Here is a 15609-nt window from a genome sequence, read left to right as displayed (position 1 = left end):
GATTTTTGAAAGATCCGTCATTATAATAAGGAAAGGACTGTATACTTACCTTTAATTCGTTTTTAACAATAAAAAAATCCTTTTCTCACGCTTACTTAACATGAGGAAAGGAATAATGACTTCGTAACCTTTCACTCTTATCGTTCAAGGGAGTTTCCCCTTGCATCAGATTGGCACCAGCGCATGTCGTGAAATAGTTCATGCAGGTTGCCGGGTTTCACAGGGCCTGACCCTCCACCAGCTCGGGATAAGAGTATCCGTTCAATATCTCATAATACGTAAAAGGTCGAACATTGTCAAATATTTTTAACTTCTTTCAGCGGGTGTCCAACATCGTCCTTTGCTGACGCTACGCTTTCGCGCAAAAAACATTGTCAGGCCCAAGCACAAAGCAGATTCCGGACGCATTGTTTATCTGTAGCGAAAGTAAAGCGACAGTTACAATTATGCCAAGACATAATTGATTGTATTCTTATAAAGAAAGTATGGGATTTATATAGAAACAAATTTGGATTATACTGTAATTTAAAACAAAATAATCCCTACTCTCCACCTTACATCATGTGTTAACATATGTGTAACCCTTTACAGCACATTTTGTAGCAAAAGCAAAGCGTTAGCTACAGAACATGTGGTGGATGAATATGATTGTAGCCCCTTTTCAGTTGAAGACAAGCTCCAACTAATAAAAAGCAAGCTAAAACTTCACATCCTGTGCGAACCCCATGTTAGCCCAAAGCTTCCAAACACAATTTTTGCTGTGTCGAAAGTGAATGTGTGATCACTTATTATAAATAGGGTAAAAAGCATTATCAAAACGAATCAATTTACTTTTTGTCGTTTTCTTGAAAAGTAATAAAATCTGAAAAATAATTTCTGAATTAGTATAGATTATTTAAGCAATTGTGTTATACTATTTTTGAAATTAAGAAAATCTCCCTCAAACTCTAGGGAATACTATAAAAAAGGATGGTATTTAATCGATGAATTCAGTAGAAATTGCAAACGAACTGAAGGAATTATTAAGCGGCGGTAACATTAATGTTCAACTTTCAGTACCACAATTAGCTGAAAAGGCTACTTCTCGTGGTGAAGCTATGTTAACAGTAGATGGCGCAGTTCGTGCAGAAACTGGCAAATACACTGGTCGTTCACCTAAAGATAAATATACGGTAGAAGAAGATAGCACAAAAGATAAAATTGACTGGGGCAAAGTTAACCGACCAATTTCTTCTGAAGTGTTCGATAACTTATATGTAAAAGTAGTAAAATATTTAAAAGAACGTGACGAATTATTCGTATTCAAAGGCTTTGCTGGTGCTGACAAAGATTCGCAATTAAGCATCCAAGTAATCAATGAATATGCTTGGCACAATCTTTTCGCCCATCAATTATTTATCCGTCCAACTAAAGAAGAATTAGCTTCTCATGTTGCTGACTTCACAGTTATTTCAGCTCCTAACTTTAAAGCAGATCCTGCTATTGATGGCACTGCTTCTGAAACATTCATCATTGTATCACTTGAAAAGAAAATTATCCTAATCGGTGGTACTGAATACGCTGGTGAAATCAAAAAATCTATTTTTGGTATTATGAACTACTTGTTACCACAACAAGGCATCCTTTCAATGCATTGCTCAGCAAACGTTGGTGAAGCTGGTGATGTTGCATTATTCTTCGGTTTATCTGGTACTGGTAAAACAACTTTATCAGCTGATCCTGATCGTAAGCTTATCGGTGACGATGAACATGGTTGGTCTGATAACGGTGTATTCAACATTGAGGGCGGTTGCTATGCAAAAACAATTAACCTTTCTGCTGAAAAAGAACCAGAAATCTACAACGCAATCCGCTTCGGTTCTGTACTAGAAAACGTAGCTGTTGATCCAGAAACTCGAGTTTGTGACTATGATGATGGTTCATTAACAGAAAATACGCGTGTAGCTTATCCAATTCAATACATTGAAAATATTGTTGATCCATCTGTTGCAGGTCACCCAAAAACAATCATCTTCTTAACAGCTGACGCGTTTGGTGTATTACCTCCAATCAGTAAATTAACAAAAGAGCAAGCAATGTACCACTTCCTAAGCGGTTTCACATCTAAACTTGCTGGTACAGAACGTGGTGTAACGGAGCCAGAACCAGTATTCTCAACTTGCTTCGGTTCTCCATTCCTTCCACTTCCAGCAACAGTTTATGCTGAAATGTTAGGTCAAAAAATTGACGAGCACGGTGCACAAGTATACTTAGTGAACACTGGTTGGACTGGTGGCGAATACGGAACTGGTAGCCGTATGAAGCTTTCTTACACTCGTACAATGGTACGTGCTGCAATTGACGGCAAATTAGCTAATGTTGAAACAATTCAAGATTCAGTATTCGGTTTAAACATTCCAACTTCTATTGAAGGTGTACCAACTGAAGTGCTTAATCCTCGTGATGCATGGGCAGATAAAGCTGCTTATGATAAAAAAGCTTCTGAACTTGCTGGTTTATTCAACGAAAACTTCAAGAAATTCTCAAATGTTTCTGAAGCTATCACTAAACTTGGCGGTCCATTAAAATAATTCATTAAGCAAAGGGAACGATTTCAGTCGTTCCCTTTTTTGTGTTGAAAGAGAAAATATTTGTGAATATACTAGCCCTTTAAATGAGGGTGATTTCCATTCTAGGTTACTCGCACACAGAACAGTATCGTTTTATCACCATAAATTAAAGTGGCACGCCAGAAAATACATGCCGAGTGGAGTGATTGATTGGAGTGGAGACTGGGCGACTCCTTGGGATCAGTATTAGAGGAACGAAGGCTAAAATCATCACGTCCTGTGATAACGCCTTCGTGACCAACCTCGTGTTGGCCCGAGACCCTGGAGCGAGCAGCGGCTCATCGGACGCCCCCAGGAAGCTCTGCTCTGCGCGAAAGCGAAGCGTCAGCGGAAAAGCGCTCAGTCGGAACGGAAATCAACTCCCTCGTTTTACCGAAGAGCCATACTTTAAGACACCTTAATTTCATGTATTTTAACAACATGCAAAGGGAACGATTAGAGTCGTTCCCTTTTTTATCTCCCCTATTTTATAGAATTCTATTTTTCATATTAGTAACTTTGTGTATAATTCATAATAGTAGTTTTGAGGGGGATATATATGAAAAGAAAATATAAAGTGATTATTACCATTGTCAGTCTGCTATTAGTATTGTTTGTTGTGGCTGGATTTTTTGCAGGGAATTATTTTTATAACTTCGCCTTAAATCCTAATACTGATAAATCAGATGTGTTTAATGCTCCACAAAATTCTATTGTTGTCAGTCCTAAGGATGCTAAAGAAAAAGAAGAGAGCGAAAAGTGGTTTAAAGAAAATTACAAGGACTCTTATATACAGTCTTTCGATGATTTAAAATTACATGCCTATACACTTAAAAATACAAACAACACAAATAAATGGGCAATTGTTTTCCATGGATATTCATCTGATGGCTCACAAATGACAAAGTATGCTAAGCATTTTTATGATACAGGCTACAATGTTATCGTACCTGATGCAAGGGCTCATGGAAAAAGTGAGGGTGACTATATCGGTATGGGTTGGCATGATCGACTTGATGTAGTCTCTTGGATTAATAATGTTATCAGTTCTGATAAAAACGCTGAAATTGTTTTGTATGGTGTTTCCATGGGAGGTGCTACAGTGATGATGGCCTCAGGAGAGGATCTACCTGGCAATGTTAAGGCTATTATTGAGGATTGTGGTTATTCCTCAGTTTGGGATGAATTCTCCTATCAATTGCAAGCAATCTTTAATTTACCCGAATTTCCCATTATGCAGTTTTCTTCAATTGTAACGAAGTTAAAAGCTGACTATACGCTTGGTGAAGCTAATAGCGTCAAGCAAGTAGCAAAATCGAAAACACCGATGCTATTCATTCACGGAAGTAATGATACATTTGTTCCATCTGATATGCTAGATGAAGTATATGAGGCTGCCAATGTACCGAAGGAGAAATTTATAGTTGAAGGTGCCGGACATAGCGGTGCAGAAAGCGTTGCTGGAGACGCTTATTGGAAAACTATTAATAACTTTTTAGCAAAATATATAGACTAAATGTCTTTTTTTCTACCGTTCAGGTGCCTGCCATAAAGCACCTGAACGTTTTTTGTCTACCTGAGCAGTTTTCACCTGGCCCGAGCGATTCTTCAGTCTACCTGAACAGTCTTCGAATAAAAAAACTCCTTTTTGAAAAAGTGTTAATCAAAACGGAGTAAACTCTCTAAATGTGAAATTTGTATCCATTCCCCTGCAACTTTTAGAAATAAATGCTTTGGAAACCTTGAAGTATTTGTAAATCAATTTTATCTGCTTTTGTCCTCTGAATGATAAAATCAAATCCTTTTTTGGTGTTATCTGCAAATTTAGGCAATGCTTCCAGAGTATCTGTTAAAGGTTTGTTGAAATTGTCCCAATGTATTGGAATAATAAGTTTAGGTTGTACTTTCCGCACGGTTTGCTCATAATACATGTTTTGAAAATCTTGATCCTGAGCCCCTAATACTCCAATTCCTAAAAATAATACATCAGCTCGAATGTCATCTAATGCCCCATCTATATAGTTTGCACTTGGCTTAACAAAGAACGTTTTATTATGATGCGTAATTACGAAATCGTATGAAGAATCTTCATGATAATCTAGAGCTTTTGCTGGTTGTTTAAGTGGTTCTTTAATTTTTTCTCCTTCGTCAAAGGTTGGTGAATGTTTTGATTGAAGGACAGTGACACTAAAATCACCAAACTGCATAGCCTTATTTACTTCATATACAGACATCTGTTTCATATTTATACCATTACCAAGTCCTATATTAATTGCTGATTCTGAACCATATACATGTGTACCAGTTTGTTTAGCGATATAAGCTAAATCTAACGCATGATCATAATGTGTATGAGCAATAAATAATCCCTGAAGCTTATTATTATCAATTCCTATTTTTTCTAAAGCTTTATTTACAGCATCTGCATCAGTTTTTACAGTACTGAAAGGCAATATTTTTAATAAGGGCGGTCTAGAAATAAAACCATCAATCAATAATTGTGTGTTGCCATCATCAAATAATAAAGATGATGTTCCTAAAAACGTGACCTTTATCTGACCTTGATTTAATGCTTTTTGCTTTGTTTTCGGAGCGTAATATTCCTTGTATTGTTGAACATCTGCTGAAGGTGTTAAAAACTTATAATAAACAAAAGTAGAAGCGATTATCATAAATACCAATCCTACAATAATCTTGCGTCTTTTACTTATTATGTATTTCAAACAATACTCTCCTCTCAAAACATATTGTTTTATTGACGTTTCATCCACTCGCAAAGTGCATGTACTGTTTCTCTATTTTTGGCCGGTGGATACTGATGAGCATAGCGAAGATCATACCATGTTTCATATCTTTTATTAGCATCCTTTAAATAAAATTCTAATTGTCTCGCATGTTCAATATCTACATTTTCATCACGATAGCCATGAATAATAAGTACTGGAGCTGTAATGTGCTCTATCTCGAAAAGTGGTGTTCGAGCATCATAAGCATCTGGTACACGATTAGGCGTCCCTCCAACAACACGCTTCATCATCCTGCGCATATCTGTCCGCTCCCAATATGTAGCTGTTGCATCAGATACTCCTGCCCATGTCACAACAGATGTAATATCTCTACGTAAGATAGCAGTCCAAAGCGCCATAATACCACCACGTGAAAAACCAAAGACATGAATATTATCATTACAAAACTGTTTTAGCACGTCTACTGCGTATACAGCATCATAACGATCCGCTCCCGCAAACTCATCTCGTCCTTCTCCACCTCGATTGCCACGGTAATATGGAGCAAAAACGATAAAGCCTTGAGCTGCAAACTGTGCGACACGCGAAGGTCTAACCATGCCAATGCTTTGCATGCCTCCCCGTAAATATAAAAAGCCATCATATGTACCTTCTGCTTTAGGCTCCGCTAGTAATCCCTTCACACGGAGACCCTGTGACATATACGTGATTTCCGTTAAACGAATAGCTGGATTAGGCGAAGGATAAGGACGTTTTCTAACGATCTTACCATTGGTCATAATGCTTCAACTCCTCCAGCATTTTCTGCATTCCTGCATCCTTCATATGAAAGCTTAAATTTGGATGTTGAGCAAATTCATCATCCGTAAGCCAAGTCATCCCTGAAGTTTCTAAATCAAATTCAATGTCCTCCTGCCCCGCAAACTGCGCAGTAAAGACCGTTTTACAAAATAAGATGTCATCATGAACGGCGTATTCTGCAAACCATCTAAGATTTTTTACATGAACACCAGTCTCCTCGAATACTTCCCTAATTGCTGCCTGCTCCAATGTTTCCCCAGGTTCTTGCTTTCCACCTGGAACCTCGACACCACGTCGTTTATGAATCGTACATAACCATTTATTTTCATGTTTTAATAAAACAAGTACATGCTTAGGCTCAGTGTCCAATTCGCCTCTTTTAAAACTTAAATCCACTTGAAAACCATTTAAATCTGTAAATGTAAACATGCTCTTCAACTCCTTTTTCTATATTTCATACACTGAGTCGAATCAGCGTTACGGTGATGATCTTTTATTTCACTATAGTGTATTCATGTATCTATAATCAACAGATAAAATCACTAATATTGACTTCTATTAAGCGGTGCGATAGGTGTCTTTTTTTCAAGAAGTAATACCACATCTAATACTCTGTTCATTCGATTGCAAACAATAATATCGTCCTGAATTGGATTTTTTTACTGGCTACTAATAAACACGAGCTCTTCTCTTAAGACCCATGAGAAATTAGCTTTCATTCATATAAAAAAGAGTCACTGATGTTTTTCAGTGACCCTCTACCTTTAGACACGTTTATTGAAATATGGAAGTTGTTCAACAAATGCCTTCGTATCCGCATCCCCATACTCATGAACTAATGCATAGATTTTTTTTAAGCGCAAATCAATTTCATCATTTTCTCTATCAAGATGATACTGTATATATGGCAATTGCGCACGCCACGCATTCGCGATTTCCAACATTTGCATTTGCTGAAAAATCTTTTCAAAGACATCTAATGCTTGGCGATCTATGTTGAGTTCAAAGTTCCACTGTCCTGCATATGGATTTGTATAATACGTTCTATTGGCAAGTGAAAAATATACACGCTGACGCTCCATCACAAAACACTCCTTTTACCATAGTATGGTGGTAAAAGGACTGTTTTATTCGCTGGAATGTCAAACTTCCTTCACAACTAAGTAGGATTATCTAATTTATAATAGGAAGTATGAATAAGGAACGGAGTGAATGCCATGAGTTTAATCACACTCTTAGTTGTAGCAGCAATCATCGTAGTATTAGTAACGATTGCGACTATTTTAAGTGTCAATCGTGCGTATGCTTTTAAACATACGGTCGATGAAAAACCACAGCAAAGCTTTCATAAAGATGATGACTAGTTCAATTTGTACATTTTTTTAAGACATTCTTTTATAATATTATTAAAAATAGAATTTGGAGTGAACACAATGGGAGTACCATTACCAATAATCATTATGATCGCAATGATGATGCTTATGTTTGGCGTTTCTGTCATTGTCTTGTTGAAGAAAAAAGGCAATTTCTTTACACAAACTATCGATGCTAAACCGAAGCAAATTAACGCTCAACAAGAGGACAAGAAAATATGAAATATCCCTTTATATGGCTCATTAAGTTTTACAGAAAATTTATATCACCCATGACACCGCCATCCTGTCGCTTCCATCCTACATGCTCCTCCTATGGACTTGAAGCTTTTCAAAAACACGGTGCCATTAAAGGATTCTATTTAACGATTAAACGTATATCAAAATGCCAGCCATTCCATCCAGGTGGCTTTGATCCAGTACCTGAAAAATGGCCTTCGAAAAAGAATTAATTTTCGAGGGTCATTTTTTCTTGTGCTTTTATCAGATGTGCGTTATTATAGGAACTGTTCTAAAAAATAAATCGTAATGATTACTATTTGAAAGAGGTATGCTATAAGATGAAAAAAGTATTTTTGTTATTTTTAGTTACAGTCCTTGCCCTATTCACTGCTGCCTGTGGGAATAAATCAGCTACATCCAAACAGTCAGAGACAAAGGATAAATTAACAATTTACACAACTGTCTATCCATTAAGTTATTTTGCACAACGAATTGGTGGCGATTTTGTAGAGGTTTCTTCTATTTACCCTGCTGGCGCCAATGAGCACACATTTGAGCCAACACAAAAAGATATGATGAAATTAGCAGATGCCGATATATTTTTCTATATAGGCTTAGGACTCGAAGGCTTTGTTGAAAATGCCAAAAAGACTCTAGCTAATGAAGATGTAACAATGGTAGCAACTGCAGATCAGGTTACAGATGAAAAATTAGCTATGAGTACAGGTCACTCACATGATGATGAAGAGGAAGCACATCATGATCACGAAGATGAAGACGGACACGGACATGATGACCATGATCACGGTAATGTAGATCCACATGTTTGGCTATCTCCAACTATCAGTCAAGACTTAGCACTTTCCATAAAAAACACTCTAGTTGAAAAAATGCCAGAACAAGAAGCTACATTTACAGCTAACTACGAGGCATTGGTAAAAGAACTACAAGGTTTAGACAATGAATTCAAAGCTATGGCTGATAAAGCGCAAGAGAAAACGTTCTTCGTATCTCATGCAGCATTTGGCTATATCGCAGGACAATACGGCTTAAAGCAAGTTCCAATAGCCGGTTTAAACTCACAAAATGAGCCTTCTCAAAAAGAACTTACGGCGATTGTTGATAAAGCAAATAAATTGCATATTCACTACATTTTATTCGAGCAAAATGTCTCTTCTAAATTAGCTGAAGTTATCCAAAAAGAGGTTGGAGCAGAGTCTCTCGTCTTGCATAATTTAAGTGTTTTAACAGCAGATGATGTAAAGAATAATGAAACATACTTCACCCTTATGAAGAGAAATATTAAAACTTTAAATACTGCAATCAATTATTCCTCGGAATAATTGCGTCCGGAATCGGCTTTGTGCTTGCACAAAGAGCTCCTTTCCGATTCCGTGACATCCGCCCGAGGCTTTAACTTCTTTTAGTGGGTGTTTGGACACCCGCTGAAAGAAGTTAAACGAACACAAATAAATGAGTAAGGAGGTGCCCCGAACATAGTATGGGGCACCTCCTTTATTATGACGTACTTTTCTTGTGGCATTCGTTTTTCCGCTCTATAAATACTAATTAGCCCTTTTTTCTTATGGATAGCAATTTGTATTTTCTTTCGATTATCCTTTACTTGGGCTATATTACTTTCTAAAATAATTGGTTCCCATTCATTTAAATGCACCTGAACAGAATTATCGCTTTTATTACCTTTTAAAAGCAGTCTAGGCTGTTCTATTAATTGTTTTACTGTTTGTTTATTTTTACTTAAAATGGACAGCCCTTTATCAAAGGCAAAATGACCATCCAGTATTGGTTTTGTAAGAACTTCAACCTTATTCGTTTTTTGTAAATCAAAATAGGCTTCACTTGTAGCGGCTGGGAAACTCGTATAGTCCCAAGAGTGATCCTGAGCTAATTGGCGATCAGACACTAAAAAATAATTATAACGGACCTCACCCTTACGATCAGGCAATGGATCATCCCATGTAACATCGATATGATACCATTCATCATCAAGCTTCACTAAGACCCAGGCGTGTAGTTGTTCCCCTACTTTTCCTGGTACATATTGTACCTCAAAGCCTAGCTTCTCTAGCATTCGATAAAGCACTAGAGCATATGCCTGACAAACTCCCTTGTTCTCAGTAAGCAATGTGTAGGGAGAATACTGACTTCCTTTCGTTTCCTTCGAATATTCAGCAGATAGAACGATAAAATCATGTGCAGCCTGTATTTTCTGCAATTCACTTAATCCATGCATAGGTGTAATAATATTCGTCAAAGTCTGTTCTACAAATGCCTCCTCTTCCTGTGAAATATGATAGCTAAACTCAAAACTAATGACAATATTATTGGCATAGCCATCATATTTCCATTTAAAACTAGAAATATTGGCGTAAATATACGGATCTTGAATAGCATGTTTAATAAGCTCTGATAGTTCATCTTTTATTTCCGACGTATTACCAGTATAACGAATATCAAATTCAGTAGATAATTGCATGACTTGTTTTTGAATTAGATGTTGTAGTGTTTCTATTGTATTGGTCGTTGCGATATTCTTTTGTTCATAGTTTGCGAATACTTGCACATGACTCATTTGTAGAACAAATAATATAATGACAACATTATATATATATTTTCTCATATGAGTCTTTCTCCTTTATTAACTAGTTTATGCCTGTCATTTCTTATTATGTTAATGAATGATTAATTTAATCCTAAAAGTTTACTAAAATTAACTCTAAAACGAATAAAGAAGGCTTCTTTGAAACGAAATATATAAGGACAATTAGAAAGCCTGTATCGTTGATTACAAAGTAATCATTGATACAGGCTTTTTATAATACTTATTCAATTAATGCCCTGTTAGTTTAAGTGAATTTTCTCACAAATTGTATGATATTATACAGTTGAATAGAAAGACAAATTAGAATTTGGAGGTTCAATACGAAAAGTGAAGATAAACAATATGCTTTAACTGTTATTACTAATATATTAAAAGTAATGCACAGTAAAGAATATGAAAACATTTTAAATTATGTGGATGAATCTGAAGTGGATGATATTGGTGAGTTATTCTATTATGTCCAAGAAACATTAAACTTAAATGGATTTGATTCATTTGATGAATTTGGCGCTCCATGTAATTTCCACCCAAAATACGAATATTCACAAATCAACTTCTATGAATTCAATGATAACAGTGGATTTGCTGTTGATTATGATTTAACTTCAAATTCAAAATTGGCAGATATGTGTTTACAAATGGAGTTTTTATATACGGATGATGGATTAAAAAGTGTTTTTATCACAGTTGACCCACAGTAAAACAAGATTCAGAAGTTCGACTTTTGGTTGAATTAGCGAATAAAATCAAGAATTAACAACTTATAAATCTAAATATGAAAAGGAGAACATATGGAAATATACAACATTAATTTGAATATTCATTATTCTGCCCTACAAGAAGTTTGGGATAAGTTGGAGTGTTTATATAGAGAAATGCCTAACTGGAACAACTTTGTAAACGGCTTTCCACAGTGGTATGGTTCAGATGGTAAATTGATAGAAGTAAGTATTGAATCAAGTGGATTACAATTCTATGCTAAATTACCATCAGAAGAATGGAATGAATGGATTGCATTATTTAAGAATAGAGCTACAAAATTATTGGGATATGAAATTGGCGAACCAGAAGACGGTTTTGAATTTCACTATTATGATTAACCCTTCAAATTCCAAGTTGTCCATAAGCTTAATTTGAAAATACATAAGACACTTCGGTGTCTTTTTTATATCATCGACAATTCTTCCAATCACACCTAATTGCTATTCAACTAACCTGCACCGTTAGTTGAATAAGAACAAGGTGGAACCTCTGTGGAATCCCATCTTGAAGTAAAGCACCCGTTCGCCATCCATGTAGCGCAAAAACCAGCGCTACACCACAGAAAATGAAAGATGATTAAATTCTTTCATGGGAGTTTAAAAAGAACTTTAGTTTCTAAATAAAGCGATATTTACGTGAAAATTGCGTGATGACCAAAATAATCGTTAACCCAACAACGAGATACCACATTATATGAAAAGGAACTATGAACATTAATACACCAAATAAAATAGCTGTTAAAGTGCTAACTGTAATTAATTGTATACTCGTAAATTTATCTTTAATAAAATAATATAAAGTGAGTGGTATCGCTAAAGTAAATATCGGAATATAAATTGTTATAATAGATATTTTAATAAGGGATATTGAAAGTACTGCTATTACGAAGCCTATTGACGTAGCAAGAGTTCTTCCTACAAATGCTTTACCTGAAAAATAGCCGTATAGCAGAATAAACATAATCGTTAAACTGGCACAAATTCCCGTTATTAAAACAAATGAATGGCCTATGACGAAAGCAGCCATTGAGAAACAAACTAAAGAAACGAATGGCAACAGCAATATTGAAGGATTTTGCACTTTTTCTATATTCATTACATTTGTAAAACCTACAAGACATAATAACGTAAACGGAATCGTCAAATATCCTAATTCAAAGTGATTACCTAGATTAATATCACTAACCTCAAGTTTGCCGACCATTATTATTACAAGTGATGCACAAATTTGACCAATCATCCCCCAAATGCTTGATAATTTAAAAGCTTGCGTAAGCTTATCTGTAATTACAATTGAAACGATGCCAATTAATAAAGCTAAATATAACAAGTTTTACCTCCCGAAATAATTTATTAAAAATACTAAAAGTTAAATATTACTACCCAAATTATACAACATATGGAAAAATAACTAAATACAATAGTGATGCTTATTGAACTAAACTGCTTCGTTAGTTCAATAAAGAAAAAAAGAGCTGCATATGCAACTCAATGATCTTCAAGTAAAACCCCCGTTACTTTAAGTGCAAACTTTCACAATCATATTTAATAAAACAACAGTTGTTAAGCCAACTCTTGTTTACTTAAATTTCCAAAGCAGGTTTTAATGCTTCCCATTCTTCTCTTAAAATGCCCATACGAATAGAATCATAATAATTGTCTTCATAAAAGCGTACTTTTCTGATACGAGCTTCCATTTGCATACCTAACTTCTCTCCAACTCGAATCATTCTATCATTCCCTGACCAAGTAGTTAAACCTACTCTGACAAGTGGTAATGAATTAAATATATGATTAAGCCAAAGTTTTAGAGAACGAGTCCCTATTCCTTTATTCCAATTTTGACCTTCGTGTATAACAATACCTAATTCCAACCAGACACCTTGTTCATCTTCAAAATAATAAGAAACAATCCCACATACGACTTCATCTACTGTGATAACCCACATATTCTCTTTACCAACCCATGTTGGTGCAGTTTCCATGAATTTTCCAAACGTAATGGATTTATGCGGAAAGTAAGGTGCATCCCATTTCTTCCATTCTGGTGCATCTTCTTTATAAATTAACTCCCATAGTTTCGATAAGTCTTGCTTCTCAATTGGACGGATTATTAATTCGTTATCTTTATACATACAATTCCTCTTTTCAATAATTTTTAAATTCATTGATTGAAAAGAAGATTCCCTCTACTTTTCAATCACCTTGTTGAAATTAATGTGTTTCATCTTTATCACACCTTTCCTTGTAATGTTATTATTGTATCATTTAACCAATTTCGATTAAATAAATTTTGTTAACCTGATCAAAATTCAATAAAAGAGAGCATTAATCTTTCTTGGTCAACGCCCTTGCTAGTTAGAAATATAGAAGCAAACTAAAAGAGCAAACGCAGATTCAAGGAAAGATATTATTGCACTCATTCTTGGATTTACTTTTAATTCAGAAATACCTATCACTAACCCCATTGACGCTACTCGCTATTCTGCGTTGGAGAGCATCAAGCAACTTCCTCCATTTATATTGCCTGCTGCTGCTACGTTAGCACTACGCTTCCGAGCAAAAAACATCTGTTGGCCCAAGCAGCTCATCTGACGTCCCCAGGAAGCTTTGCTCTGCGCAAAAGCGAAGCGTCAGCACCAAATGGTTTATCTGTGCGAAAGCGAAGCGTCAGCAACAAAGCGCTCAATCGGTACGGAAATCACCCACTCGTTTTGCCGAAGATCCATACTTGATAATTGTTTTTCACCAACACGAAAAGAAGCCATCTTATCAACGAAGGCTTCTTTTTGTTATTAGTTCATTAATTTTCTACGAAGTAATTTGTTGGCACCGTTTCGAGGGAGCTCGTCCGTAACAATAATTTCTTTTGGTATTTTATATTTCGCAAGCTTCTTTTGACAAAATGCTTGTATTTGCTCTACCTGTACTTCTTCTTTTAATACAACAAAGGCGATTGGTACTTGCCCCCACGCATCATCATCGATTCCACATACTCCCGCTTCCTTAACAGCAGGGTGTGTAAGTAGTACATTTTCGATTTCAGCAGGATAAATATTTTCGCCACCTGAAATAATTAAATCAGCCCGACGATCAATGACAAATAAATAACCATCTTCATCTATATAACCAATATCCCCCGTATGGAGCCAGCCATCAATCGTTGCATCTTTTTGAGCAAAACGACCAATGTACCCTGGTGTAACATGTGGGCCACGTATGCAAATTTCTCCTTCACCGTTGTCATTCGGCTCAGCAATGCGAATTTGATTAAAAAATAATGGTTTTCCCGCAGAACCAATTTTTTGCATCGCATCTTCATTTGCTAATGTTGCAGTTTGTGACGAGGTTTCAGTCATACCATACGTTTGAGCTACAGCTAAATTTAATGCATGCGCTCTCTTTAAATAATCTTCTGGCACTGGTCCACCACCTGCTAGCATCATTTTAAATTTCGGTGAGGCTTGTGCGTTTTTCTGTTCAAGGGTATGTAAAATCCTTTCCAATGTGACAGCGACTACCGACATATGTGTAACCTCGCCATCCATTATATTTTGGGAAATGACTTCTGCATCAAATTGATCATATAAATGCACTTTATTGCCGTACAATAGTGAGCGCACTAAAATAGAAAAGCCACTAATATGAAAAAGTGGTACCGCACATAACCATGTATCCTCTGCATGCAAACCTATATTTAAAACGGAGGCCGTTGCACTTGCCTGGTGATTTCCGACTGTTTGACAAACGCCCTTTGGAAAACCAGTCGTACCAGATGTATACATAATCGATGTTGTTTGGTTTAAAGACCATTCTTTCGTAATATCAATAGCCGCTTCTGTACTTTTTTCTATAGTAGAAAATAAATAATAAGACGTATGTGATGGTAATTTTTCTATATCCTCATCGGCAATTAATACCGCCATAGCCTCTGAATCCTCTAGCTGATAGGCAATTTCATTCTGTGTTAGCCTACGATTTAGCATAACCATCTCGCATTGTAAATGCATACATGCGTACATCATAATGACAAGGGAAGGCTTACTCGGACCCATTATTGCAATACGGTCCCCTTGTTTTATATCCAGTGCTGTAAGTTGACGAGCACGTTTCAACGATAAATCATTTAATTCTTGAAACGTCCAAGTCTGCCCATTATATGTTAAACCGTTTCGTAAAGGTGTTAAATACGCTCGCTGTAAAATCCAATTTAAATACATCTCATTATTCCTCCAATCAGCCTTAATCTTACCGCTTTATCGCATCATCCGTCTATTCGGTGCTCTGACATAGGGCTTTTGCCGCTTTGGCGTGCGTTTCCACTGCAAAGCATGGTGGTCCGACGCTTATACATGGGCTCCGTCGCTTATGCACGGGGTTCCGCTGCTAATGCATCCCGTTCCGCCGCTAATGCATCCTGTTCCGCCGCTAATGCATCCTGTTCCGCCGCTAATGCATCCTGTTCCGCCGCTAATGCATCCTGTTCCGCCGCTA

General features: G+C 36.3%; 17 protein-coding genes and 1 riboswitch. Of the genes, 8 read left to right on the top strand and 9 right to left on the bottom strand.

Translation table 11 applies throughout. The annotated features are described in order from the left end of the window. Positions 1-134: 134 nt before the first annotated feature. A riboswitch (SAM riboswitch) is annotated at positions 135-254 on the bottom strand. 729 nt (positions 255-983) lie between these two features. Next, positions 984-2570, top strand: a complete 1587-nt coding sequence (gene pckA / locus ACMZ42_RS22025; RefSeq protein ID WP_370081988.1) for a phosphoenolpyruvate carboxykinase (ATP) — start codon at positions 984-986, stop codon at positions 2568-2570. A 577-nt stretch (positions 2571-3147) separates the two neighbouring features. After that, a complete protein-coding gene (locus ACMZ42_RS22020) occupies positions 3148-4104 on the top strand; it encodes an alpha/beta hydrolase (protein WP_402868302.1) in 957 nt (318 codons plus the stop codon). Positions 4105-4306: 202 nt separating this feature from the next. On the opposite strand, the gene ACMZ42_RS22015 is transcribed toward ACMZ42_RS22020, so the two are convergent. From ACMZ42_RS22015 to ACMZ42_RS22000, 4 genes are all read right to left on the bottom strand, one after another. Then, on the bottom strand, positions 4307-5260 hold the full coding sequence (locus ACMZ42_RS22015) for an MBL fold metallo-hydrolase (protein ID WP_415732793.1): 954 nt from the start codon (positions 5258-5260) through the stop codon (positions 4307-4309). A gap of 80 nt (positions 5261-5340) precedes the next feature. After that, positions 5341-6117 carry an alpha/beta hydrolase family protein gene (locus ACMZ42_RS22010; RefSeq protein ID WP_415732792.1) on the bottom strand — a complete coding sequence of 259 codons (777 nt, stop codon included), beginning with the start codon at positions 6115-6117 and terminating at the stop codon, positions 5341-5343. Further along, a complete protein-coding gene (locus ACMZ42_RS22005) occupies positions 6101-6565 on the bottom strand; it encodes an NUDIX domain-containing protein (protein WP_415732778.1) in 465 nt (154 codons plus the stop codon). Before ACMZ42_RS22005 ends, ACMZ42_RS22010 begins: the two co-directional genes overlap by 17 nt. A 335-nt stretch (positions 6566-6900) precedes the next feature. Then, positions 6901-7218, bottom strand: coding sequence for a transposase (locus ACMZ42_RS22000; RefSeq protein WP_376078580.1), 318 nt, complete (start codon positions 7216-7218; stop codon positions 6901-6903). 135 nt (positions 7219-7353) lie between these two features. Between ACMZ42_RS22000 and ytzI the strand changes: the two genes are divergently transcribed. The 4 genes from ytzI (at position 7354) to ACMZ42_RS21980 (ending at position 9074) form a co-directional block, all read left to right on the top strand. Continuing rightward, the gene (gene ytzI / locus ACMZ42_RS21995; protein ID WP_370081997.1) at positions 7354-7500 is read left to right on the top strand and encodes a YtzI protein; all 147 of its coding nucleotides are present in this window, start codon (positions 7354-7356) and stop codon (positions 7498-7500) included. A gap of 69 nt (positions 7501-7569) precedes the next feature. After that, the gene (locus ACMZ42_RS21990; RefSeq protein WP_370081999.1) at positions 7570-7731 is read left to right on the top strand and encodes a hypothetical protein; all 162 of its coding nucleotides are present in this window, start codon (positions 7570-7572) and stop codon (positions 7729-7731) included. Then, positions 7728-7961, top strand: a complete 234-nt coding sequence (gene yidD / locus ACMZ42_RS21985) for a membrane protein insertion efficiency factor YidD (RefSeq protein WP_053485074.1) — start codon at positions 7728-7730, stop codon at positions 7959-7961. The genes ACMZ42_RS21990 and yidD overlap by 4 nt, the downstream gene beginning before the upstream one ends. Before the next feature lie 108 nt (positions 7962-8069). Then, positions 8070-9074, top strand: a complete 1005-nt coding sequence (locus tag ACMZ42_RS21980; protein WP_415732777.1) for a metal ABC transporter solute-binding protein, Zn/Mn family — start codon at positions 8070-8072, stop codon at positions 9072-9074. Between the two features lie 80 nt (positions 9075-9154). Here ACMZ42_RS21980 and ACMZ42_RS21975 read toward each other — a convergent pair whose 3' ends face one another. Then, positions 9155-10372 (bottom strand): transglutaminase domain-containing protein, encoded by a 1218-nt coding sequence (locus ACMZ42_RS21975; RefSeq protein ID WP_415732776.1) that lies wholly within the window; start codon positions 10370-10372, stop codon positions 9155-9157. 410 nt (positions 10373-10782) lie between these two features. On the opposite strand from ACMZ42_RS21975, the gene ACMZ42_RS21970 reads away from it, so the two are divergent. Together ACMZ42_RS21970 and ACMZ42_RS21965 are read left to right on the top strand one after the other, a co-directional pair. Continuing rightward, the gene (locus ACMZ42_RS21970; RefSeq protein WP_415732775.1) at positions 10783-11055 is read left to right on the top strand and encodes a hypothetical protein; all 273 of its coding nucleotides are present in this window, start codon (positions 10783-10785) and stop codon (positions 11053-11055) included. A gap of 90 nt (positions 11056-11145) precedes the next feature. Then, positions 11146-11454: a hypothetical protein gene (locus ACMZ42_RS21965; protein ID WP_415732774.1), complete on the top strand. Its 309-nt coding sequence runs from the start codon at positions 11146-11148 to the stop codon at positions 11452-11454. Positions 11455-11731: 277 nt separating this feature from the next. Here the strand turns inward: ACMZ42_RS21965 and ACMZ42_RS21960 are convergent, their stop codons facing one another. From ACMZ42_RS21960 to ACMZ42_RS21945, 4 genes are all read right to left on the bottom strand, one after another. Further along, the gene (locus ACMZ42_RS21960; protein ID WP_415732773.1) at positions 11732-12445 is read right to left on the bottom strand and encodes a UDP-N-acetylmuramyl pentapeptide phosphotransferase; all 714 of its coding nucleotides are present in this window, start codon (positions 12443-12445) and stop codon (positions 11732-11734) included. 253 nt (positions 12446-12698) lie between these two features. Continuing rightward, entirely contained in the window at positions 12699-13250 is a 552-nt protein-coding gene (locus tag ACMZ42_RS21955; protein ID WP_370082011.1) for a GNAT family N-acetyltransferase, read from the bottom strand. A 219-nt stretch (positions 13251-13469) separates the two neighbouring features. Beyond that, positions 13470-13583 carry a DUF3953 domain-containing protein gene (locus ACMZ42_RS21950; protein WP_402868287.1) on the bottom strand — a complete coding sequence of 38 codons (114 nt, stop codon included), beginning with the start codon at positions 13581-13583 and terminating at the stop codon, positions 13470-13472. Between the two features lie 327 nt (positions 13584-13910). Beyond that, a complete protein-coding gene (locus ACMZ42_RS21945) occupies positions 13911-15335 on the bottom strand; it encodes an o-succinylbenzoate--CoA ligase (RefSeq protein WP_370082015.1) in 1425 nt (474 codons plus the stop codon). Positions 15336-15609: the final 274 nt, after the last annotated feature.

Origin of the sequence: Lysinibacillus sp. NPDC056185 (assembly GCF_047737915.1) — a bacterium.
Lineage (GTDB): Bacteria > Bacillota > Bacilli > Bacillales_A > Planococcaceae > Lysinibacillus.
The sequence above is the reverse complement of the archived record's forward strand: the minus strand, read 5'-3'. Positions and strand labels throughout refer to the sequence as shown.